A 22,054-nucleotide genomic window follows, 5' to 3' on the forward strand; every position below is an offset into this window, starting at 1 on the left:
CTCCTTACTGTTTTATCTCAAAGAGTGGTCGGTATTGCTTTTTCAAGCGAGAAATACCCAGCTCTTCTCGAATCATGACAACCATCCCTACAATCATCATAAAAATACCTGTCAAAGGAGTCAAAGATTGTAACTCTGGCTCTCGCAAAACAAGAAAAAGAGGGGCACTGAGTAACATACTCATCATGAGACCACTAAAAATCCCAAAGAAACGAATATAAGAAGATAAATAATCTTTCGTTGGTTTTCCAGGACGAACACCTTCAATATAGTCACCACTTGCACGAAATGTCTTAGAAATCACAAGCGGATCCACATTCACAAAGGCAAAGCTATAAGAAAGCATGAGGACTAAGATCGTGTAGATCAAAATCCCGATTAAAGTATTTGTCGTAAAATAACTTCCATAAGCTAGAAGGCTTGTATCTTTAAACAAAAATGACAAGAAGATTAACAGATATTGCGGCAGGGCTAAAAACGTAAAGGCATACATAATCGCCATTCCATTGGAAGGATTAACTCGAATAGGAAGATAAGAGTTGTCCAACTCATTATGAATCGAAATCCTCTGAATGGGAATTCGATATTCAGCCTTGTCAAGCAATACAGTTACATACATACTAAAAAGAGTCCAAACCAAAATAAACCAAATATAGCTAGAGCGTGGTCCAGATAACTCTTCTATCAACACTGGGAACAAGGAGAATTGCGAGGCGACAATGCTCACAAACATAATGAGCGTTGGACCTCCAATCCCATAAGTAGCATTTAGATTGCCTAGCCACATCAAAATAAAAGAGCCTACAAGCAAAAGAAGGGTCGTTATCATCATGAGCGATACATGATTAAGCGCTAGTCCATCTTGATAAGTGATACTCAAAGCCAAGCTCAAGCCTTGAATCACCCCAACGATCAGCATGATAAAGAGTTTATTTTTTTCTTGAAGAAAACCTACCTCTGACTTTTGCTGCTGTCCCAATGAAAAGACACGCGATAATATAGAAGCATACATCCACGGTCCTAATCCCAACGAAAATAAACCAATTCGCGCTAAATTTCCACCAGTTAGAGCCGTTGCCACCGTCAAGGAGGAGGAAGTCGATTCACTTAAGGCACTGGTATCCACAGTTGGCAATGGGATATTTCGTCCTAATAAAAACAGGAAAATAATACCAGCTGAAAAAGCTAGTTTTCTCACAATTGGGTGCTTAAATAAAAAACTCCTCATGCTCTATATTCCTCGTTTCTTCCTGCTTGAAACTTGGTGACACTATCATATTCACTTGCAATTAGCATTGCCATTCTTTTTTCTACTTTCCTAAACTTTTTCTTTCTACTAAAAAGACAAGGCAAGGTCTGCCTCCATCTTTTACATTGTTCTGTTGAGTACCGATTTACTTATTTGAGAGCCTGAGATACCAATTGAATCAAGATGGAAATAAGGCCCAACCCCATAGAAAGAACGAGTAATAATTGAATAATGGAGATGGGCTTTTTTTCTTTCTTTTTCTCAGAAACCTGATACCGCTCTGCGGATAAGCGATCATCAATACTTTCCTTCAATGGATTTTTCGTCATTCTCTTCTCCCTTTCTAAACATCATGACGTGTGCATGATTTTTTAAGTTATATCACCTTTTGTAAAAAGGCAATCAACACATCTGCCGAGCGTTTTCCTGCTTCGATGATAAATTCATCAAAGGTGATATTGGCATCACCTTGTGCCGTATCGCTCATGGCACGAATGACCAAAAATGGTAAGCCGATACTATATGCTGCTTGGGCAATAGCTGCCCCTTCCATTTCAACAGCTAGCACATCTGGGAAATGCTTTTTAATAGCTGCAACCTTATCTTGTCCTGCGATAAAGCTATCTCCTGTTGCAATCAAACCAAGGTGAACCATTTGCCCACTCTCTGCTAAAACATCTTTCATCTCTGAAAGTAAATAGCGACTACTTTCAAAATACAAGGGTTGCGCTGCCATTTGACCATAGGCATAGCCAAAGGCTGTCACATCCACATCATGATAAGCTAGACGCTCTGCCACCACAATATCACCGACTGCTAGATCATTTGCCACAGCACCAGCAGAACCTGTATTGATCACGGCATCAACGCGAAAACGACTTGCTAATGTCGCTACGGTCATAGCAGACATGACTTTCCCAATCCCGCTTTCAACTAAGACCACTTCATGACGGCCGATGGTACCTGTGTGATAGACCCGACCCAAATGCAACTCTTTTTGAGCATTTTGAAGTTCTTCTACCAGGCGTTTTAATTCCTCTGGCATCGCAGCGATAATTCCGATTTTCATAATCTTCCTTTTCTATTACAATTTAAAGATAGCCACAAGCAAGGCAGCTAGTAAAAGGACAATCCATAAGAGGATTTTATTAAGTTTTGACTCAAACAATCCTCGCTTGGCATTTTCAATCCTGCGGCTTTTCACAACCGTAGGCTCAACCTTGATATCTAGTGTTTCTTGGCTAAAGCCATGACCGTTATGTGAAGCATAGCCAAAAGGACGATTGGTCTCAATAATCTTTGTTTCCTCATCATCATAGAGTCTAGGCCCTGTGAGCTTTTCACCACGATTGGTACGCTCAATCATCTCATCTGTCAATAAGGGCTTTCCCATAGCATCCACCTCCTAGCGCATCTGTCTTTCTAAAGCCCAATACTCTAAAGCTAAGAGGGTTTTAGCATCACAGATATCTCCACTTTGAACCAAGCTCTTTGCTTCTTCAAAGCTGACTTGATACAATTCCAAGGTTTCATCTTCATCTTGTGGTCTTGGATTTTCCACACGAACAAGATGACTCGCCTTATAGAGCTTGATTTTTTCATTACAAAAGCCAATAGCTGTGTAAAAATCATAGAGCAGCTCTAGCTCGCCTGTATAGCCTGTTTCTTCTTCTAATTCCCGTAATGCTGCCGCTAGCGGGTCTGCATTTTCCCCAATTTCTAGCTTTCCGGCTGGGATTTCGTAGCTAATCGCTTCAATCGCCTTGCGGTACTGCTTCACCAAGATTAACTTATCATCTGCCGTTACGGCAAGAACAGCCACAGCACCATTATGAAAGATAAGCTCACGCTTGGCTTGCCCTTTGCCGTCTGGCAATTCGACATCATCTTCTACCACTGTAATGACACGACCTTTAAAAATGTCTGTGCGCTTAATCGTTTTTTCTTCAAAATTCATGTCGAATTAGCCTTCCTTTGGATAATGCGGTAAACGCTTCGCATAATTTTCTTTATTTTCCTGACGGTTACGACCGATTGCGACTGCATCTTGTGGCACGTTTTTAGTAATGGTCGAGCCAGCCGCTGTTAGTGCATTATCACCAATCTCAAGCGGCGCAATCAAGGTCGAGTTAGACCCAACAAAGACATGATTGCCAATCTTAGTCGTGTATTTTTTCTGTCCGTCATAGTTAACGGTAATCGTTCCAGCACCAAAGTTGACATCACGTCCCACCTCAGCATTTCCAATATAGGTCAAATGACCTGCTTTGGTATTTTCACCGATACTAGAGCCTTTAACCTCGACAAAGTTTCCAATGTGAGCACCTTTTGCTAGGGTAGAGCCTGGACGGATATGAGCGAAAGGTCCCACCGTCACATCTTCTTCGATGCGGGATTCCTCAATCATAGAATTAGTCACAACCACGCGCTCCCCAATTTCTGAATCGACAATGTAAGTACCGTTCGTCAAGATACTTTCAGCACCAATTGAGGTCTTGCCTTTCAAGGTCACGTTGGCTTCAATCTGCACGTCTGGCGCAATCTCTACATCAATATCAATATAGGTCGCTGCTGGATTTGTAAAACTGACACCATTGACCATGTGAGCTTTGTTAATACGCTCACGCATTACTTCTTCTGCTCTTGCCAGTGCCACTCGGTCATTGACCCCAAGACTCTCATCAAAATCACGAAGAACGTAAGCACCGACCTTCTCGCCTGCTTCACGGAAAATGCTAATCACATCTGTTATATAGTATTCTCCTTGAGCATTGTTGGTGTTGATATTTTTCAAAGCCTCAAAAAGACGTGCATTGTCAAAGATATAGGTTCCTGTATTGATTTCCTTGATTTGCTTTTCAAAATCAGAAGCGTCCTTTTCTTCGACAATCTTGGTCACTTCACCGTGCTGATTGCGCACAATACGACCATAGCCAAAAGGATTGTCCGTTTCAGCTGTCAAAATGGTCGCCACATTTTTATGGTTAACGTGAAACTCGACCAAGTCTCTGAGACTGTCACCTGTAATCAAAGGCGTATCACCAGCAATAACCAAAGTCTGCCCACTGCACTCTTGAAGAACAGGCTCAGCCATCATGACTGCATGCCCTGTTCCTAGCTGCTCAGTTTGAGTGACAAAGTCAGTCTTTCCTGCCAACACTTCTTCTACCATTTCTGCCTTGTGTCCTACAACTGTCACCGTTTTTTGAGGAGCAATAGCAGAAACACTGCGAAAAACATGTTCTAGCATCGAAATCCCTGCCACCTTGTGCAAGACTTTCGGAAGATCCGATTTCATTCGAGTACCTTTACCTGCTGCTAAAATAATTGCGTAATTTGTCATTATTCTCATTCCATTCTAGTAGTTTCGTTCTTATTATAGCACATTTTTTAGTTCTAATAAAGTTCTGCTTCTTTCACCCCCCTAAATGTAGACATAAAGAAAAGGACTGCGATTTAATTGATTTCATAGAAATCAATTAAATCACTTCCTTATTGTTTAATCATATTATTTTAACTCTATAAATACCCTACAATCGTCCAACAGATAGATAACCTCTTATCTACCTGCTGACCAGCCGCACTATACTTACAATTTTCGCTGTGAGAAATTTCCACCACCATCGGAACTCAGGCGTTTTAAAAAAAGTAGCAATCAGAAGAAATAATAATGCTATTGTGAGCAACGCTGCCAAAGCAAACCACGACCAGAAAGTACTAGACATCAGTAAGCTATCCTTTAACCCAAAAATAACTGTTAAACTCACCAAAAACAGCCCCCACTGCTTGATATTGATCCATAGGTATTCTCTTATCGAACGCTTCAGACCGTATTTAAAAATGATATAGGGTTCAAACCAGGTATTGGTCAGAAGAGTCGAGCAAATTGTACCTAATAAGATACCTTCAATCCCCCATTTGAAAACAATCAAAAATAGCAAGGAAAAAACTAAGTTTAAAATCGCTTCTGCAATCGGCTTGTAGCGCGACTCCCAGTAGAGACCGTAGGCATTATAAAAGATGAACCCAGCATACCGATACATCTGTATAAACATATAGATACTGAGTAACATGACTGTCCATGAGGACAATAAATACTCTTCTCCCAGCCAAATCCTCAAGAATGGTTGTATTAAAGCATTGACCAACAAAGATAGTAAAAATGCAAGGACAAAATTCAAAAAATTATAGCGCTTGAAGATTTGATAGACCTTGTCACTATCTGCACTATGGACTAGATTTCCAACAGAAGCATTTTGAGAACTCATCAACTGTAACAACAGAGAGTCCAAGTTTTTCGTAATAATCGTATAGTTAGAATAAAGTCCAACTGCTGTCACACTGATAAAAGAGGACATTAAAATATTATCTGTACTAAAGACAATCACGCCCGCAATATTACCTGCCAAATTGCCAATGACATTTTTCTTTAAGCTGGATTTTTCAGCACTCGTCAACCCCTCTATTTTAGCATTTCCCAATGGATGGCGTTTATCCACCACCTGAGCAACAAAAAGATTCGATACAATCGTTGCTAAAACAATCATCACGAGCACCAGCAAATAGTTCTGCGTTCCCCAGAGTACGAGCCATTGCGCTATGCTCGATAGGATAAATATTCCAAAATCAATCCAGGAAATCACATAGTTTTCCTGATAGGCAACCAAGAGACTTCGCTTATAGGAAAATAAAAGATAGCCAATAACTGAATTAAGCAGAAACAGAAGGTAGATGGAAATCAACTCACCGGTTAGCCCTGTTTCTTGTAAAATCGTTGGCAGAAACGGTAAGACAAGTAGGCCCAAGAGGAAGATAACAAAGGCAATCAATCGATAAATCTTCCGATAGAGCTGCATATAAGCTGCAATTTTCCCTTGCCTATTTTCTGCAATCGGTTTATACAAGGCATAGATAATGGAAGTACCAATCCCTAACTCCGCTAGAGACAGCATACCTAAAATACTGGTAAAAATCCCATTTAGTCCCAGATAATAGACACCCAAGAAACGGAGAAAAATCATCCGATTGATAAATTGGAAAATAAAACGAAGAGAAAAAATTCCAATAGTGGAGACAGAATTATACCAAGCCTGTTGTGTTCTAGTTTTCACGGCGATTCTCCTGTACGATTTCATCCCATGATAATTGATGGACCTGATGCCAGTCATCGGCAAAAGGAACTTCATAAATATTTTTCAAATAAGTTTTGAGGGAAATCTCTTTTTTTCGCCAATGTTTGAAACCTGTTCGAATAAATATCCTTGCCTTGGTATAAGGTTTAGCCCTCGTTGTAAAGTGGAGAATCACGCCTCTGTAAAGTCCGTATTTCTTACCAATCCCTGGAAAAACAGCACAAACTTGCACATTATAGGTTGGGTCTAATTCCAGCCAATTATCTTTAAAGAGCATATTCAACACTGTCTGATCGGCATCCGGCAATTCTACCCTTGAATCTTGGTGGATGAGCAGAGCTTTCTCCAATACCCGCTCAGCCTTCCATTTACGATTATTGATGAGAAGGACACCAGCATTAAATTCCTTCTTCCCATGAAAATAACGGACACAGGTATCTGCCACGGCTCCTAGACCGTAATCCTCGATATCTGTTTCATATAATGAATCCAAACTACCCGTTACAATCAAGTCTGAATCAAGATATAAGACCTTGTCATAGGCTATTTCAGCAATATGATAGCGATAAAAGGTTGCTTCGGTTATATAGGAATAGGTTTTAAAATTTTGATAGTCCTTTACAGCAATCTTTTTATCCTCAATCTTGGATTGAAAGGGTAGCAATTCCTGATTGAGTCGGATAAACCACTCAGCAGGATAATCTTTATTGAGCAAGATGAAATGCACATTCTCATGATAGAGCATAATGGACTTAATCGTCGTCTCCACATATTTTCGGTAGTTATAATCAGAAGCCAAAACGATGGGGAGAAGCTTAGTTCTTGTGTGATTCATGCTGACTATTCCTCACTTCCGTCCAAGTCATTTGTGCTACTTGATTCCACTCATCTGCCAATGGAATCTTGTATAAATAGCGGATAAATTCTGATAGGGTAATCTTCCGATGCTTGATCAACAACGACACCATGCCCTTTAGCTTTTTATGAAATTTCGTAAAAGGTTTAACGGAAGTCGTATAGTGGATAATCGGGCTTTTTTTAGCTGGATTGTGCCGTCTAACGTAGGGAAACTCAGCAAAAACCTGATGATTGTAAGCATCTGAAAGCTCTAACCATTCCCCCTCAAATAAGATATTTAAGACGGTTTGGTCAGCATTTAGCAAGGTAATCTGAGAATCCCGATGAATTTCTAACGCTGCTTCTAAGACTTTTTTTTCACGCCATTTTTCTAAATTGATTAGCAATACACCAGCATTAAATTCGTTGATTCCATGCAAAAAAGGTGCCCCGACATCCAAAACGGCAGCTAGTCCGACCTCGCGAATATCTGTATCATAAAAGGGGCGAAGATTTTCAGTCACAATCAAATCCACATCCAAATAGAGAGCTTTTTCGCCCTCAATAAACTCGGGAATATGGTAGCGATAAAAAGTCGCTTCTGTTATATAGGCATTGGTTGAAAATTCTTTGTAGTAATCCGACTTAATTTTACAATCGACAATATCTGAGTCAAAATCTTGCAAATAGCGGTTCATTTCTTCAAACCACTCTGCTGAAAAATCTTTATTTAACAAAAAGAAGTGGATATTTCGATTATGGAGCATAATCGATTTCATCGCAACCTCTAATTGGTCTTTATAGTAAACATCTGCTGCCATAGCAATATTCATTGACATGGTAACTCCTTCTTTTTTTCGCTACTATTGGGCTATCTGTTTCAGAATCTCTTCTACCATTCCTACACTATAACGACTATCATAGCCCGCTTCTCGAATGGCTTGCCTCATATCACAACGTTCATAGGTCTTGAAATCAGCTAGGGCTTCAACCCAGGCTTCCTCTTTTAGAGGGAGAAATGTGGCATGATTCGTAATTTTAGCTTCTTTCGGAACAGTATCTGCTAGCAAACATTTCAGCCCTGCAGCCTGCGCTTCAATCGCTACAATTCCTAAGCCTTCATACAAGGATGGAAGAACAAATACATCCATTGCTTGTAAGAGCTGTGGGATATCTTTTCTCGCTCCTAAAAAGAGAACCTTGTCTGCAATCTTTAGCTCCTTGGCTAAATCCTCCATCTCTTGCTTTAAGTCTCCTTCCCCAACCGCAATGAGACGACTATTGGGACGGACACGCAGCAGTTTTTCAAACATAGATAACATGAAGACGTGGTTTTTTTGCTTATGAAAGCGTGCAATAGAGCCTAGTACAAAGGTATCCTCTGAAATAGACAATTCTGCTCGCATTTGTTTTCGAGTAGAATCATTGTAGACAAACTCTTCTACTTCAATGCCATTTTTGATGTCATGGACACCCGCAGTTGTTCCAAACATCCACAGAGCCGCTTCTTCAGAACAGGCTAATTTTTCAGTCACAAGCAAGGAGGACAACTTTCTACCAACTGCATCAATCCATTTTCGGAGGAAGCTTGGATTAAAGCTTGATGCATTGTGAGAATGAACGACAATCTTTTTCATTCCTGCCAAGCGACAAATCAAGGGATATTTCAGAATCGAAGCAGGTGCATCAAAATTGAAATAAGCAATGTCATACTCTCCACTTTTGGCTAAGCGATATAAGAACTTCATAGCCTGAAACCGATTTTTCCATTTATTCCGACTTCTTTCATAAACCAGAGGAATTTTTTTCCCGCCTAAGCTAGCTAATTCCTGGTCAAAAAATTCTTCTCGTTGTTGAAAGGTCACAATATCCAGATCAATCTCATCTTTATTGATATGTCTATATAAATGAATAGAATAAGCCTCTACTCCACCACTCCCTAGGGAATTTAGGTAATACAAGACCTTAGTCATCCATTTCCTCCTGTCCGCTGTTCAAATCTTCTTTTATCTGAGTGGTACTAATTTCAGGGGTACGTGGCAAATACACAACCTCCACTCCTTCATCTCGTAAAAAATCAAACTGACCTTCCCAGTCATTTCCCATAGCAAAAACATCGACATGGTATTTATGAACATCGCTTCTCTTTTGATCCCACGATTCTTCTGGAATGACCAAGTCAACATAGCGAATCGCTTCGACCAGTTTTTTACGCTGTTCGTAAGAAAAGTAACATGTTTTCTGCTTTTCCTGCCAATTAAAATCATCTGTCGATAGACAGACAATCAGATAGTCTCCTAATTCTTTTGCTCGTTTCAAAAGATTGATATGCCCATAATGCAATAAATCGAATGTTCCGTATGTAATTACTCGTTTCATATTTCCTCTTTCTTATTGCCTATTTGCCTGCTAGCCAAGACTTGTTCAAGTCAAATTCCATAAACTGATGATGGGACACCTGCTTTTCCTTTGGAGGAAGAGTTTTCCAATCTCCAAAAATATGGCTTAAATAAGCATCTGCGTGTTCTGGTCCTTGAACGATTATTCCCTCAAATTGGTAAGGAGTGGGTTTTCCTAAAAGCGTTTTCGGCATAATTTCTCGCTTTCGATAGGTACTGAAACAATTGCATACATAGCTTGAACTGTCAAAGTCTTTTGCTCTACTGAGACGATCCACTTTTCGAGCCAACTCCTTATTATTGACAATAGCAGAGGGAATCAGGTTGGCCAGTAGGATGGCTATATTTTTATACCATTTCCTTCTTGATTCAACCGCACAAAAACGTGTCGCTAGAAACATATGCCAGCGATCAATTTTCGTAAATCGTGACCTTGCTTCTGCTAGACTATCACCAAGTCCGTCTAAAGGAAAAATATCTAAAAAAATTCCTCTGCGACACGGAATCTTTCGCAATTCTGTCAATGTCGTCTCTGTATCGTATAATTTTGCGCACATATACAAGAAATCAGGGGCATCCGAATCAATTGTCTCTAATAGATAGCGCTGCTCTTTCTGCTGTCTTTTGGCAAAAAGGCTCATCAATCGTTCATAATCCGCTCTTGGCATCGCTACATCAATATCATCATCCCAAGGAATAAAACCTTGATGTCGAACGGCACCTAAAAAGGTCCCACCAATGACATAGTATCTCAAATTTTCCTTTTGACAGAAGTCATGAAAATAGGCAAGTATTGCTAATAATTTTTGTTGTAAATCTGTCATAATCTACCTTTCTATGCTTATTTCATATCACAATTCCACACATTCTACCTATCTTCTAACAACACGGTTTTATAGGGGTATATATGATTCCACCCGGGTCGATAAATATTGATGACTAAGAAGTAGGAAATACAAAATGCCATAATCGCTACAAATGTGATGACCTTATTCCTCCAATTTTTTAATAAATTTAAGGTATTTGGTATCAAGGTAATAATAAAGATCCAGTTAAAAGCCTGACAGCGATCTAGTAGACTAAAGCGCATCGAAATAATCATAATCAATAAGGAAATAAAAATCATATTGATTTGATAAATGAAGGTTTCTTGCTCCTTAACAGATAAATCCTTATCATGTGTCTTAAAGACATAGAGGGAGAAAATAAAGAAAATCAAACGAATGAGAATCCCGATAATCGAAGCCAGCTTCGCATCCTCTACCAGGTGCTTATCCGTTAAATAAACCTGAAAATATGGAACAACCATGGCCACAATGGCTAGAATTTTAGGGAGAAATAGCAAAACAGCTAATGACGTCGCGAGCAGAATTGTATAGATTCGTTTATCAATTTTTGGTGGAATAAAAAAGCTCAAAATATAAACAACAGCTATCCTCTGAAAGGAAATCGCAAGAATCATAAACAAGACTGTCTGCAACTTTTTTTTCTTACGAAAAGCGAGAAAAGCAAAAATAGCCATCGCTAGAGCCAGCTGCAAACGCAAAATATTAACCGTATGCCCCCAAAATCCTAGAATGAAAAATAAAAATACTGAGAATGCCGAATTTTCCGAATACTCCTCAATGAATTTATAGTAGGCATAGTAAATAATCGCAGTAACAATCGCTAAGAATACCCAAAAATTATCTGTTATATAGCTAATAGCTTGATTTAACCATAAATACCCTATTTCATAGCGATAAGACAGAGCATGCATATCAGGAGCCCTCGAGCCAGAAATAAAAGAAAACAGACTATAATAAACAATGGTATCATTCCCAATTTCTAAGGTCCGAAAAGTCGCTAAACAATAAAAGACAAATAATTTTAAGCCCATCTGCCATTTGGAGGGGAGTTTTTTAGCCCGATTCAAAGAAAAAGGAAGGAACAATAACACTAGTAAAGAATAAAAAATCATAGCCTCCCTTTCATATATTATTGATTAGTAATTCACGATAATGTTCTATCGTCTCTTTAGCCACCTTATCCCAAGAAAAATGCTCGACAATCATCCGAGCCGCCTGTCTTCCTTTATCAGCATAGCAGGCTTTTTCTTGAATCGCTTGCTCTAAAGTAGCTGCGATGCTCTCAGCATTGGTCTCTGCCTTCCAGCCTGCATTTGCTTGTTGAATCTGTTCTCCCAGAGTTGTTCCTTCTGTCACCAAGCAAGGAATACCATAACTTAGAGCCTCTAAAATCCCCATCGGCATTCCTTCAAATCGTGAGGTCTGAATGAAAAAATCACATTCAAGCATAGCTTTCTCTTTTTCCACTCCTACTATCGCATCTGAATGCTTGATTATATCTTTCACATCAGCCGTTTCTATCAATTTCTTCAAATAAGCTGCACGACCAGCATAATCTGGACCATAAATCTGAATCCTTACCTGATGTTTCCTAAGATAGCTAGCTTTGAGACGAATTGCCTCGACTAGCAAATCCAATCCCTTATGATAAGCATCAAGTCTACCGATATAGAGAATATTGATACCTGCCTTCTCTTTCCGAGAGTAGTCTTTTTGTTTTTTAGAAATATCCATTCCATTTCGGATGACCATCTTATTTGGAATTAGAAATAGAGTGTCCTCTTTTTCTTTCTGAGAGAGACAATGAAGAGCGCTAGCCTGATGGATAAACGAATGGAACAAGAGAAGATTAGCCACTTTTTTCTTGAGCCACTTTTTCCTCTGAGCCTCTCTTGTTAACCCACTGTGCGGAAAGATTATATAGGGAATCGATTTCTCTCGCAACTGCTTTGCAAGCTTGACATACTCTATCCTGTAAACTTCATGAAAAACGACTATATCTGGTATATCAAATGGAGCTTGTAAATCCTCTATTGAAAAATCAGGAGAATAGCTCATCTGATTGGTGACCGTCGGAATCTTTTCATTTCTGATATTTAATAAGCCAACCTCTGCATATTTTTCTTGCTCCTTGATGTGTCTTGGAACAACCACACATACACCTTTAAAAGGATCATCTGTAATACTGGCAATATGCAATATTACTAGATTTTTTCTCATCTACCAAACCTCGATACTCTTTTTGTTTAATATCCGTTATTCCTAACATTAGGAATGCAACTTCTCGTAAATCATTTTTCTTAAACCATTCGGCACTAGACACACAATCGCATGCGGAATAGAGCTAAAAAGATAATCCGACAGTCCTATCCACTTAACTTTAAACATCCACTGGTTAAACCTTAGTAAGTCTTTCGCATATCTCATGCCTCCACGGCGCTGATACAAATCTGCAGGTGTTCGCATCAGGACCAGCACCTCATCTACATTCGAGGCATAATAGCCTGCCTTTAATATCCGAACCCATAAATAATAGTCTTCAAATAAGGGATAGGTCTCATCATAACCACCGACTGCTTCTACAACAGACTTTTTAAACATCACTGCTGGATGATTGAAGGGATTTCTCCGCTTTGAAAAAGAGAGAATCTCCTGATACTCTTGAGGAACTGAGCGTCTTCCCCTAATCACTGACGGATCCTCTAAAAATTCCTCAATCGCACCACTAGACAAGACAAGATTGTCATTCTGATGAAATTGCTGCAACTGTTTTTCAAAGCGCTCATTCTTGCAGATATCATCCGTATCCATTCGACCAACAAGCTCATGTTTACAATGCCTCAAACCATAATTCAAGGCATGGCCCAGCCCTCTATTTTCAGGCAGCTGAAATACCCGAAAAATAGTTGGATAGCGGGTTAAAAAATCATCTATGACAGCCTGCAATTCTTGGGTAATCGGTCCGTCACATACCAAGACAAGATTATCTGTCACCACTGTCTGATGAAAGACACTTTCTAGTGCCTCTCTTAAAAATCGTGGATTTTCTTTGCTATAAACAGACATGAGTACAGAATAATGTGTATTCATTGCTGAATCCTTCCCTTTCAACCTAAATATTCTTCGGACTTTTGAACAGACTCTCGGAAAGAAACAACCTGATAATGGAAATTCTCTTGTGACAAATCTTGGCTATACACAAGGTTTCCAAAGAGTTTTTGAATTGGCTTAATCCCTCTTAAGCAATTGATAACTGGATTAAAAAAGCTAATCAAAAGAATTTCTTTGCCATGTGCTTGTCTAATTTCCTTTACAAGGGTACTCGTAGTGACATAGGCTTCATTTTGCGGAAAATGAAGACCGCCCAGTCGAGTATCGATGGCTTGCCTCACAAACTCTGATAGATTGTCGATATAAATCATACTACGCTGGTTCTTGATATGAGGAAAAATAGGCAAAATCTTAGAGAATTTTGACAAGCGAGTATAATTTCCTGTCGCATGTGGACCATAAACCATAGGCGGCCGAAGAATGGCTACCCTAAAGCTATCCATCTCAAGCCCTCTCAAGCCATGTTCTGCTTCTAGCTTTGAGCGACCATAATGCGTTTGAGGATTCTCAACAGTACGAGCCGTAATCACTTCTTCATCTGCTCCATACACGCTCATGGTACTGAGAAAAATAAACTGTCCGACACCAGCTTCCTTAGCCTTTTTAGCCACTTCAATAGGCAAATCCCTATTAACAGTATCATAAAGATTTGAATCAATCTTCTTTTCATTTTGATGAACAATGGCTGCTACATGAAAAATACTATCAAAAGAAGAAAAATCAGCTGTTCTCCAGCTAGGATCACGCATATCTAAAGTCTGAACCTCATACTCTTCCTCAGACTGCATCAACCATTTTTCCAATGAAGTTCCGATATAAGAATAAGCTCCTGCAATGAGTATTTTTTTCATTTTTTCTTACTCCTTGCTCCACCTTCTACTATCCCATCACCTTTTGCTACGCTGATAAAAGTTCCAAAGAAACACTTAATATCCATTAACAAATTCAGATGCTCTATATAATATCCATCAAGTTCAGCTTTCTCTTCAATTTCCAACTCATCTCGACCATTGATTTGAGCCCAGCCAGTCAAGCCGGGACGAATATCATTTGCATGATATTTATCACGCTCTTCAATCAAATCATATTGATTCCAAAGAGCTGGTCTAGGTCCGACAATCGCCATTTCCCCTTTTAAAATATTAAATAGTTGGGGTAATTCATCTAAGCTCGTCTTTCTCAAAAATGCTCCTACCTTGGTAATCATGACACTTGGATCTTGCAAAAGATGAGTCGGCATATCTGCAGGTGCATCGACGTACATGGATCTATATTTATAAATCATGAAATATTGTTTATCTTTACCGACTCGCTTCTGCTTGAATAAGACCGGACCTTTTGAATCCAGTTTAATTAACATCGCAATCACAAGTAAAACAGGACTTAATAAAAGAATTGCGACTCCTGAAATAAAAAAATCCAAGATTCTTTTTACTGTATGGTACATTCCTACTCCTGTCTCGCAAAATCTACTAATCTTTCTTTTAAGATTTTCGTATCACATTCATCAAGTTGTGAGATGAAGCTCATCACTTCTTCCCAAGGTTTTGTCACAACTTTTCCGACGAAAATTTTCTCATGAATCTGCTCACTCACTCGTTCGTCAGAAGTGAGTAATTCTTCATAGAGCTTTTCTCCCGGACGAATACCTGATTCTACAATCTTAATCTCCTCTTCAGTGTGACCGCTTAAGGTAATAACCTTTTTAGCCAAATCCACAATCTTGACAGGCTCTCCCATATCCAAGATGAAGATTTCCCCACCATGAGCCTGATAACCTGCTTGAATCACCAAGCGACTAGCCTCTGGAATCGTCATAAAATAGCGGGTCATTCGGAAATCTGTCACCGTTAGTGGACCACCTTTTGCGACCTGCTCTTTAAAGACTGGAACAACACTGCCACGACTGCCAAGGACATTCCCAAAACGAACTGCGACAAATTGTGTAGGTCCTTGTCCGTTCAAGCCAGTCACAATCATTTCTGCAATACGCTTAGTTGCGCCCATGACATTTGGCGGGTTGACCGCTTTGTCGGTCGAGATCATGACAAATTTTTCAACATTAGCTCTAGCTGCTGCCTCCGCTACATTTTTCGTTCCAAAAATGTTATTTTTCACTGCTTCACGTGGATTGTACTCCATCAGTGGCACATGCTTGTGCGCCGCTGCATGATAGACAAAGTGGGGGCGATAAGTTGCCGTCACTTCAAAGATAAGCTCCCGATCTTGAATATCAGCGATAATAGGAATAATCTCAAGTGCCTCTCCATACTTAGCTTTTAATTCTCGATGAATGAGATAGATTGAATTTTCACCGTGTCCTAGTAAAAGCAAGCGTTTTGGTGAGAAACGAGCAACCTGACGACAGATTTCTGAACCAATCGAGCCACCTGCTCCAGTCACTAAAACGGTTTTTCCATCAAAGAATTCCTGCAACTGACTTTGGTCTAGCACAACCTCATCACGCCCTAATAAATCTTCAATGTCAATATCCCGCAATTGTTGAGTAGAAATTTTTCCTGCAACAACATCTTCAACACTCGGCATATTATTCACTTTTACATCAACCTGATTACAAATTTCAACAATTTTTTCGCGTTCTTTTCCAGATAAGGAGGGAATCGCAATGGTTACTTGCCCCACTTCGTACTCTTTCACTAGATGTGGAATATCTTCTCGATTTCCCAATATCTTCACACCATGAATATACGTTCCTTTTTTATCTCTATCATCGTCTATAATACCTAGAAGTTCTATATCTGTTCCAGTATTTAAAATGGTACTGACAAATAAATTACCACCTGCTCCTGCACCTATGACAAGGGTGGGAACTTTCCTATTACTGGCTTTGTTTTTGTCTGAATGTAAATAACTATATAAACCACGCCAGGCTATCCTTGGAAAAATAATGAGCAATGTTGATATTAACCAAGAAAGAATCAAAAAACGATAGCTATAATCTAAAAAGCTAATCAATGAATACAAAAATAGAACAAAAAATGCTATCGAGTTCGCTATGAATAAATGAAATAGAACACGATAATCTGTATAACGATTCATTGTTGAAAATACTTTTAATGCACTAGCAACTAAAAAATAACAACTGAATACAATACTGTAAGAAATGATCGCTTGTAATGCTGAGATTGAGGCAAAGGAATCTACAAAAATCATTGAAAATTTCATGCCTGCCAGCAGCATAAGTCCATCTATAATAATGAGAATCATTCTCTTATTCGATCTGCTTATATATCTTATTGACAAGTATTGCCCCCCCCCCCTTAATTTTACTATGAGTTTTCATTATAACATAGAATAATTATGAATACTAGAATTAACATTCAAGCTATAATTTCACAAAAATATAGTTACTTAGTTTTGATTGAGTACGAGGTAACAAGTCGTAGGCATAACTGAAGTTAGGTAAGACGAGGTAACGACGTAATAAATCAAAACTAAATGACTATCAAACGAATCAAATGAGCTCATGCTATGTAACACCTTTATCAACTTATAAAAATCCCTCTCCAAAAAGGAAAGGGATTTCATGAAGTTCACAAAGGATAAACGACTTCAAATTCTTCTAACACAGCCAAACTCTCTGGTGAAAAATCTAGCCCTGCTTCTGCCAACCATTGAGTGAAAATTTCTTCATGTACCTGACGCCAGTAGGCAAGGGACTTATCGCCTTCTCCTTCTTTAAAGGCGTGTTCTGCTGATACTTGATTAAACGGAACAATTTCAACCTTGGTCGTTTCAATGATACAGACCGCTTCATTCTGACTATTTAAAACCACATCAAATTCCCCAACCTGAGGAAGAGCTTCCTTGTATATCTCATATAATTCATAGGCAGATGCTGTTGCTGTCTTTTCCCCGCACAAGACCAAGTCTGCGAGCAAATCTGGCTCAACACCAAACTGCCAAGCATCTATCTCATCTCCAATCTGGGGATTCAGCACACGATAAGCTGCCCACATTTCTTCTGCTGTCATCATTTCTCCTTACTTTTTTCTAAAATAATCCGTCAAATACTGCTTTTCTTGGCTTGTTAGCTCACGATAATGACCAGCTGGTAGATCCTCATCTAAGGTAAATTTTCCAAAAGCTATGCGTTTAAGGTAAGTAACTTTCACACCATAGGCTAGAAACATCTTTTTGACTTGATGGAATTTTCCTTCTGAAATGCGAATCCTAGCATGACTATGGGTAACATCTGCTGATAGAATCTCTAGTTCAGCCGGCTTACAAATCGTTCCATCTAAAAATCTTACCCCTCTAAGAAAAAAAGCAACTGCATCATCAGAAAGAAGTCCATTGACCACAACCTCATAGACCTTATCCACATGGTACTTGGGATGAAGCATCCGAAACCCCAAGGGGCCGTTATTGGTGATGAGTAAAAGCCCTTCTGTATCCCTGTCCAGACGCCCGATAGGATAGAGCCCTTCTCTTTTATCTTTTGACTCAATCAAGTCAATCACTGTCTGGTGCTTAGCGTCTGACACCGCAGACACCACGCCTTGCGGCTTATTCAGCAAATAATAGACAGAGCTCCCAAGCACCACCTTCTTTCCACTGACTTGAATCACCTGAAGACTGCTATCCACAAGCTGATTGCCACTTGTAATAGTCTCTCCATCGACCGTCACTTGCTGGCTTTTTAGCAATTTCTTAATCTGATTTCGCGAGCCAAATCCCGCTTTTTCCAAACATTTATCTAATCGCATACCTTATTTTACTATACTGCTACTTTCCTCATAGGCTGGATAGGCAGAAATCAAACGATAGCCTAGTTGTTCTGCTAAATTTTTCGAAGCTTTATTATGAGAATCCCACAAGGGAAAGACACCTTTCTTAACGGATTCCAAAATCATCTGAGCTGCAAGCGCACGAGCCAAGCCCTGCCGTTGATAGCTTGGAGCCGTTGCAATTTCAATTTCAATCGCTCCTTGATAAACCAAGCCAGTCGAAATTCCAGCACAAATCGTATCTCCTGACTCAATGACAAAGCCATAACCACCTGCTGCTTGAAAGTCTGAAAAGGTCTCCCAAGCGCCTCTTAAATCCTCAGACCAAGCCATCACTTGCAACCGCTGGTAGATTTCTCGGTCTATTGGTTTCATCTCGACATCCGGAGGAAGCGTATGGATAAGGTCAGCTAGATAGGCGGTATCAAATTCCGCAACATTCTCAAAAGCATAACGAGTAAAGCCTGTTAAATTTGCCGTTTGATCTAAAATCACCTTCCAGCTGACCTCTTCTGAGATGAGAATCTTATGCTCCAAACCATGGTGTTCAGTAAAAAATTGCAAAAACTCCCTTTGCCCCTCGCCTGCTAGAAAGAGGAAATTTCCCAAATCATAGAGAAAGCTCCGTTCGCTATCATCAGAAAATAGGCGTCCCAGACCTGAAACGAGCCCATAGCGGACCAAATTTTTCTTCCAGGATTGAAAGACAGGAATGGGTCTTACTGCATGTTCTTTCATGTCTCTACCACTTCATTTAGCCAAGTCACAATATCTTGCATGACCTCTTCTTTGTTCCATTCATTGAGGATTTCATGGCGGGCTTCTGGATACAAGGTCAAGCTAACCTGAGAAGCACCTGCCTTGAGGAGCTGGTCATAAAAACGCTTGACACCACGACCACAAGCACCCACAGGATCTTCCTGCCCTGAAATCACAAGTAGCGGCAGGTCCTTTGGAATCCTATCTATCCAAGCCGTCTGCGCAGCATAGTTGGCAAAGGTAAACAAAGCCTTGTACATGCTGAGGGTCGGTCTGAACTGGTGATGGGGATTGGTCAAGTATTTTTTTACCTCTTCTTCATCGCGTGTCAGCCAGTCTGCACTGGTCTTGGTCGGAGCAAAATGCTTGTTAAAACTGCCTGTACTCATGGCCTCAACCAATTTACTTCGATAGAGGGGCCCATGAATAGCGGTTAAGAAATCAACGAAGCCAATTCCTGCCCGAGTTTTCATGAGGGGCTCCTGCCCCGTTCCCATGAGAATGCTGGCTGTGACCTCTTGTCCATATTCAGCCAGATAAAGGCGCGTGATGTAAGACCCCATGGAATGTCCCATGATAATCAGAGGAAGGTCAGGATAACGCAGCTTGATGTCTTCTTGCAAGCTCTGCATATCGTCAATCAAGGCATGCCAGTCTTCTGGAAAGACACCGTAGTCTTCTTGCTTACGGGCGCTATCTCCATGTCCCACATGGTCGTGGCCGACCACCGCATAACCCGCATGATTGAGAAAACGGGCAAAGGCATCGTATCGCTCGATATGCTCAATCATGCCGTGCACAATTTGAACAATGGCTTTCGGTTCATCAATCGCCCATAGAATCGCACTGGTTTCACGTGGTCCAAAGCACCACCTTGTCACTTTTGTCATTCCTTTGTCCTCAGTTGTTTTATTTCAAACTCCAACCGCCATCGATTTTGAGAATCTCTCCCTGCATGGCGCCTGCTTTTCCACTTGCCAAAAAGAGGGTAACATCTGCAATCTCTTCTGGCGCAAGCCAACGCTTAATCGGTGTTTCTGCTGCCACCCAGTCTGCTAGACCACCCTCTTCAAAATCACTCGCCGTCATGGCTGTCTTGACCGCACCTGGCGCAAGCCCAAAGACCTGAATGCCCTTATCTGCATAATCGAGCGCTAACTGCTTGGTAAAGCCTGCGAGGGCATGCTTACTGGTGGTATAGGCTGCACCTCCACCCCCAGCTAGGAAACTGGCAATCGAGCACATGTTGATAATGATTCCTGCCTTCTTCTCCAACATCTTTGCCAGATAAAAGCGGGTAATCTGTATAGTGGCAAGTAGATTAATGGCCAAGATGTCCTCGATTTCTTCCTCGCTGATTTCTAAGAGAGGCTTATAATCGTCCAATTTTCCAGCGGTATTGCAGAGGATGTCCACTTCTTCTAACCAATCAAAGAGGGGAGCTAAATTGCCACGTAAATCCAGTTGCAAAAAATGAAAGGCGCCAGCCAACCGAGGATTTTCTCCCTTATCAACACCGTAGACGGTATAGCCCTTCTCCAAAAAGAGCTGAGCCTGAGCCCGTCCGATACCTGAGGATACCCCTGTTACAAGGACTTTCTTAGTCATGCACTTCCACCCAGTCTGTCGCTAGGACATCACACGGTGTTGGGCTCCACATAGAAAAGCCCTCTCCCTCACCTGATACATTGATTAAAAAGTAAGGTGTCACTTCAAGCGCCACACCGTTTTGCTCAATCGTGTCAAACAGTTGGACATAGTTCTCAGCCCCGCCCCAACCGGTCCGAACGTATTTCTTTTTGGCCTTTAGACCTGGTAAAATTTCTTCAAATGTCATCTTGTACCTCTTTTTTCTATTATTTTTTGAACGAGAGGAGTATTCGTCCCCTCTTGAATGATATGATTCACAACGTTGTCACGAGAAAGAAGCTTATGGAGCAAGTCTTCGTCTAGCTCATCTAGTAAACCAAGCCAAGAACGCTTAACTCTAGCCTGCAAATTAGCTAGTAAAGCTGTGTCTGTCCGTTTTCTTGCAGCGTCCTCTTCTGGATAGCCCACTCCAAAGTCACCATTGAATAACTTCTCTAAAATATAGCCCAAGGTCAAATCACCTTGCCAAGCTGTTCCTATCCCTAAAGGAAGTGAGGCGACATTTCCACCATTGATCCTGCCAAATAAAAAGGCATCCTGCGGAGTTGGAAGATAGCCACAGGAAAGAGATGGAAGGCTGTTACATGCCAGCATCATACCTTGACCCGAAGAACAGCCAGTCACCACAAAATCCACAGCGTCAGTCTCCACTAAAAGGCTAAGCCACATAGCTACCTCAACATATGAAACTGTCACATCCTCGCCTTCAAACACACCGAAATTGATCATCTCGTGCTGGTCTTTAGTAGCTGCTTTCGTGAGCTGAAACAAGGTCTGATTCAGCTCTTTTCTAGTCGTCGCTTGCAGTACTCCAATCTTCATTTGCTGTCTCCCATCGTAAGAAAAATCGTTTTTGGTCTGCTTTTTCTTCACAGCCGAGTTTACGGTAACATTCGTGAGCCCCTTCTCGTGCAATACCAGAATTAATCCGCAGCCCATGGTAACCTTCCCGTTGCCCAAGACTTTCTATTTCCTTGAGAAGCGCACGCGCATAGCCTTTTCCTCGTGCTTCTGTTTTAACTGCTAAGGCGAGCAAATTCAGTAAAGGCTCAAAATACAGACAATCATAGGATGCAGCATGGGCGTAGCCCACAACTTCTCCCTCCTCTTCACAGACAAGAATGATGTGGTCCTCACGTAAAAGTAGGTCAGCCAAGCGTTTTTGCGTTATTCCCAAGGGAAAATTGTATCCCAAACTGTCAGCATTGAGCAGCCAAATCGCTTTCCCATCTCTTTCCTGTGCTGGTCGAATCATAAACTCACCTCCAGTCTTTATTATAGCATAGAACGAAAGATTTTTGGGAAATGAAAAAGATGA

26 protein-coding genes are annotated in these 22,054 nt (G+C 40.6%); all 26 read right to left on the reverse strand.

The features are described 5' to 3' along the window. Window positions 1-4 precede the first annotated feature (4 nt). A complete protein-coding gene (gene secY2 / locus AB1I63_04755) occupies window positions 5-1,228 on the reverse strand; it encodes an accessory Sec system protein translocase subunit SecY2 (protein MEW4354194.1) in 1,224 nt (407 codons plus the stop codon). Between the two features lie 170 nt (window positions 1,229-1,398). Next, on the reverse strand, window positions 1,399-1,578 hold the full coding sequence (locus tag AB1I63_04760; protein ID MEW4354195.1) for a hypothetical protein: 180 nt from the start codon (window positions 1,576-1,578) through the stop codon (window positions 1,399-1,401). 47 nt (window positions 1,579-1,625) lie between these two features. Further along, window positions 1,626-2,318: a 5'-methylthioadenosine/adenosylhomocysteine nucleosidase gene (locus AB1I63_04765; protein MEW4354196.1), complete on the reverse strand. Its 693-nt coding sequence runs from the start codon at window positions 2,316-2,318 to the stop codon at window positions 1,626-1,628. Between the two features lie 15 nt (window positions 2,319-2,333). Continuing rightward, window positions 2,334-2,642 (reverse strand): cell wall synthase accessory phosphoprotein MacP, encoded by a 309-nt coding sequence (gene macP / locus AB1I63_04770; GenBank protein ID MEW4354197.1) that lies wholly within the window; start codon window positions 2,640-2,642, stop codon window positions 2,334-2,336. Between the two features lie 12 nt (window positions 2,643-2,654). Further along, window positions 2,655-3,206 (reverse strand): NUDIX hydrolase, encoded by a 552-nt coding sequence (locus AB1I63_04775; GenBank protein MEW4354198.1) that lies wholly within the window; start codon window positions 3,204-3,206, stop codon window positions 2,655-2,657. A 6-nt stretch (window positions 3,207-3,212) separates the two neighbouring features. Next, window positions 3,213-4,592: a bifunctional UDP-N-acetylglucosamine diphosphorylase/glucosamine-1-phosphate N-acetyltransferase GlmU gene (gene glmU / locus AB1I63_04780; protein MEW4354199.1), complete on the reverse strand. Its 1,380-nt coding sequence runs from the start codon at window positions 4,590-4,592 to the stop codon at window positions 3,213-3,215. A gap of 220 nt (window positions 4,593-4,812) precedes the next feature. Continuing rightward, window positions 4,813-6,360, reverse strand: coding sequence for a transporter (locus tag AB1I63_04785; GenBank protein MEW4354200.1), 1,548 nt, complete (start codon window positions 6,358-6,360; stop codon window positions 4,813-4,815). After that, entirely contained in the window at window positions 6,350-7,216 is an 867-nt protein-coding gene (locus AB1I63_04790) for a glycosyltransferase family 8 protein (protein ID MEW4354201.1), read from the reverse strand. Before AB1I63_04790 ends, AB1I63_04785 begins: the two co-directional genes overlap by 11 nt. After that, window positions 7,197-8,057, reverse strand: coding sequence for a glycosyltransferase family 8 protein (locus AB1I63_04795; protein ID MEW4354202.1), 861 nt, complete (start codon window positions 8,055-8,057; stop codon window positions 7,197-7,199). The genes AB1I63_04790 and AB1I63_04795 overlap by 20 nt, the downstream gene beginning before the upstream one ends. 24 nt (window positions 8,058-8,081) lie before the next feature. Continuing rightward, the gene (locus tag AB1I63_04800; GenBank protein ID MEW4354203.1) at window positions 8,082-9,191 is read right to left on the reverse strand and encodes a glycosyltransferase family 1 protein; all 1,110 of its coding nucleotides are present in this window, start codon (window positions 9,189-9,191) and stop codon (window positions 8,082-8,084) included. After that, the gene (gene tagD / locus AB1I63_04805; protein ID MEW4354204.1) at window positions 9,184-9,597 is read right to left on the reverse strand and encodes a glycerol-3-phosphate cytidylyltransferase; all 414 of its coding nucleotides are present in this window, start codon (window positions 9,595-9,597) and stop codon (window positions 9,184-9,186) included. The genes AB1I63_04800 and tagD overlap by 8 nt, the downstream gene beginning before the upstream one ends. Window positions 9,598-9,616: 19 nt before the next feature. Then, window positions 9,617-10,441: a LicD family protein gene (locus tag AB1I63_04810; GenBank protein ID MEW4354205.1), complete on the reverse strand. Its 825-nt coding sequence runs from the start codon at window positions 10,439-10,441 to the stop codon at window positions 9,617-9,619. Window positions 10,442-10,485: 44 nt separating this feature from the next. Next, on the reverse strand, window positions 10,486-11,496 hold the full coding sequence (locus tag AB1I63_04815; protein ID MEW4354206.1) for an EpsG family protein: 1,011 nt from the start codon (window positions 11,494-11,496) through the stop codon (window positions 10,486-10,488). 91 nt (window positions 11,497-11,587) lie between these two features. After that, window positions 11,588-12,685: a glycosyltransferase gene (locus AB1I63_04820; GenBank protein ID MEW4354207.1), complete on the reverse strand. Its 1,098-nt coding sequence runs from the start codon at window positions 12,683-12,685 to the stop codon at window positions 11,588-11,590. Window positions 12,686-12,733: 48 nt separating this feature from the next. Beyond that, a complete protein-coding gene (locus AB1I63_04825) occupies window positions 12,734-13,555 on the reverse strand; it encodes a glycosyltransferase (GenBank protein ID MEW4354208.1) in 822 nt (273 codons plus the stop codon). A 17-nt stretch (window positions 13,556-13,572) separates the two neighbouring features. Beyond that, window positions 13,573-14,427 carry an NAD-dependent epimerase/dehydratase family protein gene (locus AB1I63_04830; GenBank protein ID MEW4354209.1) on the reverse strand — a complete coding sequence of 285 codons (855 nt, stop codon included), beginning with the start codon at window positions 14,425-14,427 and terminating at the stop codon, window positions 13,573-13,575. Next, complete coding sequence (locus AB1I63_04835) at window positions 14,424-15,023, reverse strand: sugar transferase (protein ID MEW4354210.1); 600 nt, start codon at window positions 15,021-15,023, stop codon at window positions 14,424-14,426. The genes AB1I63_04830 and AB1I63_04835 overlap by 4 nt, the downstream gene beginning before the upstream one ends. Before the next feature lie 2 nt (window positions 15,024-15,025). Then, on the reverse strand, window positions 15,026-16,825 hold the full coding sequence (locus AB1I63_04840; protein ID MEW4354211.1) for a nucleoside-diphosphate sugar epimerase/dehydratase: 1,800 nt from the start codon (window positions 16,823-16,825) through the stop codon (window positions 15,026-15,028). Between the two features lie 305 nt (window positions 16,826-17,130). Beyond that, window positions 17,131-17,571, reverse strand: a complete 441-nt coding sequence (locus AB1I63_04845) for an ASCH domain-containing protein (protein MEW4354212.1) — start codon at window positions 17,569-17,571, stop codon at window positions 17,131-17,133. Between the two features lie 9 nt (window positions 17,572-17,580). Further along, the gene (locus tag AB1I63_04850) at window positions 17,581-18,306 is read right to left on the reverse strand and encodes a pseudouridine synthase (protein ID MEW4354213.1); all 726 of its coding nucleotides are present in this window, start codon (window positions 18,304-18,306) and stop codon (window positions 17,581-17,583) included. A 3-nt stretch (window positions 18,307-18,309) separates the two neighbouring features. Beyond that, complete coding sequence (locus AB1I63_04855; GenBank protein MEW4354214.1) at window positions 18,310-19,065, reverse strand: GNAT family N-acetyltransferase; 756 nt, start codon at window positions 19,063-19,065, stop codon at window positions 18,310-18,312. Continuing rightward, window positions 19,062-19,976 carry an alpha/beta hydrolase gene (locus AB1I63_04860; GenBank protein MEW4354215.1) on the reverse strand — a complete coding sequence of 305 codons (915 nt, stop codon included), beginning with the start codon at window positions 19,974-19,976 and terminating at the stop codon, window positions 19,062-19,064. The genes AB1I63_04855 and AB1I63_04860 overlap by 4 nt, the downstream gene beginning before the upstream one ends. 19 nt (window positions 19,977-19,995) lie before the next feature. After that, on the reverse strand, window positions 19,996-20,694 hold the full coding sequence (locus AB1I63_04865; GenBank protein MEW4354216.1) for a 3-oxoacyl-ACP reductase: 699 nt from the start codon (window positions 20,692-20,694) through the stop codon (window positions 19,996-19,998). After that, the gene (locus AB1I63_04870; GenBank protein ID MEW4354217.1) at window positions 20,687-20,923 is read right to left on the reverse strand and encodes a DUF2829 domain-containing protein; all 237 of its coding nucleotides are present in this window, start codon (window positions 20,921-20,923) and stop codon (window positions 20,687-20,689) included. Before AB1I63_04870 ends, AB1I63_04865 begins: the two co-directional genes overlap by 8 nt. Continuing rightward, complete coding sequence (locus tag AB1I63_04875; protein MEW4354218.1) at window positions 20,920-21,558, reverse strand: RpiB/LacA/LacB family sugar-phosphate isomerase; 639 nt, start codon at window positions 21,556-21,558, stop codon at window positions 20,920-20,922. The genes AB1I63_04870 and AB1I63_04875 overlap by 4 nt, the downstream gene beginning before the upstream one ends. Then, window positions 21,527-21,991 carry a GNAT family N-acetyltransferase gene (locus tag AB1I63_04880; protein MEW4354219.1) on the reverse strand — a complete coding sequence of 155 codons (465 nt, stop codon included), beginning with the start codon at window positions 21,989-21,991 and terminating at the stop codon, window positions 21,527-21,529. Before AB1I63_04880 ends, AB1I63_04875 begins: the two co-directional genes overlap by 32 nt. Between the last annotated feature and the right edge of the window lie 63 nt (window positions 21,992-22,054).

Source organism: Streptococcus pneumoniae (assembly GCA_040719455.1).
In the GTDB taxonomy this organism is placed as follows: Bacteria; Bacillota; Bacilli; order Lactobacillales; family Streptococcaceae; genus Streptococcus; species Streptococcus pneumoniae_G.

Bases quoted from the DNA above. Each gene is read 5' to 3' on its own strand.
- secY2 (MEW4354194.1), bottom strand. From the start codon at position 1,228: ATGAGGAGTTTTTTATTTAAGCACCCAATTGTGAGAAAACTAGCTTTT.
- AB1I63_04760 (MEW4354195.1), bottom strand. From the start codon at position 1,578: ATGACGAAAAATCCATTGAAGGAAAGTATTGATGATCGCTTATCCGCA.
- AB1I63_04765 (MEW4354196.1), bottom strand. From the start codon at position 2,318: ATGAAAATCGGAATTATCGCTGCGATGCCAGAGGAATTAAAACGCCTG.
- macP (MEW4354197.1), bottom strand. From the start codon at position 2,642: ATGGGAAAGCCCTTATTGACAGATGAGATGATTGAGCGTACCAATCGT.
- AB1I63_04775 (MEW4354198.1), bottom strand. From the start codon at position 3,206: ATGAATTTTGAAGAAAAAACGATTAAGCGCACAGACATTTTTAAAGGT.
- glmU (MEW4354199.1), bottom strand. From the start codon at position 4,592: ATGACAAATTACGCAATTATTTTAGCAGCAGGTAAAGGTACTCGAATG.
- AB1I63_04790 (MEW4354201.1), bottom strand. From the start codon at position 7,216: ATGAATCACACAAGAACTAAGCTTCTCCCCATCGTTTTGGCTTCTGAT.
- AB1I63_04795 (MEW4354202.1), bottom strand. From the start codon at position 8,057: ATGTCAATGAATATTGCTATGGCAGCAGATGTTTACTATAAAGACCAA.
- AB1I63_04800 (MEW4354203.1), bottom strand. From the start codon at position 9,191: ATGACTAAGGTCTTGTATTACCTAAATTCCCTAGGGAGTGGTGGAGTA.
- tagD (MEW4354204.1), bottom strand. From the start codon at position 9,597: ATGAAACGAGTAATTACATACGGAACATTCGATTTATTGCATTATGGG.
- AB1I63_04810 (MEW4354205.1), bottom strand. From the start codon at position 10,441: ATGACAGATTTACAACAAAAATTATTAGCAATACTTGCCTATTTTCAT.
- AB1I63_04815 (MEW4354206.1), bottom strand. From the start codon at position 11,496: ATGGGCTTAAAATTATTTGTCTTTTATTGTTTAGCGACTTTTCGGACC.
- AB1I63_04820 (MEW4354207.1), bottom strand. From the start codon at position 12,685: ATGAGAAAAAATCTAGTAATATTGCATATTGCCAGTATTACAGATGAT.
- AB1I63_04825 (MEW4354208.1), bottom strand. From the start codon at position 13,555: ATGAATACACATTATTCTGTACTCATGTCTGTTTATAGCAAAGAAAAT.
- AB1I63_04830 (MEW4354209.1), bottom strand. From the start codon at position 14,427: ATGAAAAAAATACTCATTGCAGGAGCTTATTCTTATATCGGAACTTCA.
- AB1I63_04835 (MEW4354210.1), bottom strand. From the start codon at position 15,023: ATGTACCATACAGTAAAAAGAATCTTGGATTTTTTTATTTCAGGAGTC.
- AB1I63_04845 (MEW4354212.1), bottom strand. From the start codon at position 17,571: ATGACAGCAGAAGAAATGTGGGCAGCTTATCGTGTGCTGAATCCCCAG.
- AB1I63_04850 (MEW4354213.1), bottom strand. From the start codon at position 18,306: ATGCGATTAGATAAATGTTTGGAAAAAGCGGGATTTGGCTCGCGAAAT.
- AB1I63_04855 (MEW4354214.1), bottom strand. From the start codon at position 19,065: ATGAAAGAACATGCAGTAAGACCCATTCCTGTCTTTCAATCCTGGAAG.
- AB1I63_04860 (MEW4354215.1), bottom strand. From the start codon at position 19,976: ATGACAAAAGTGACAAGGTGGTGCTTTGGACCACGTGAAACCAGTGCG.
- AB1I63_04865 (MEW4354216.1), bottom strand. From the start codon at position 20,694: ATGACTAAGAAAGTCCTTGTAACAGGGGTATCCTCAGGTATCGGACGG.
- AB1I63_04870 (MEW4354217.1), bottom strand. From the start codon at position 20,923: ATGACATTTGAAGAAATTTTACCAGGTCTAAAGGCCAAAAAGAAATAC.
- AB1I63_04875 (MEW4354218.1), bottom strand. From the start codon at position 21,558: ATGAAGATTGGAGTACTGCAAGCGACGACTAGAAAAGAGCTGAATCAG.
- AB1I63_04880 (MEW4354219.1), bottom strand. From the start codon at position 21,991: ATGATTCGACCAGCACAGGAAAGAGATGGGAAAGCGATTTGGCTGCTC.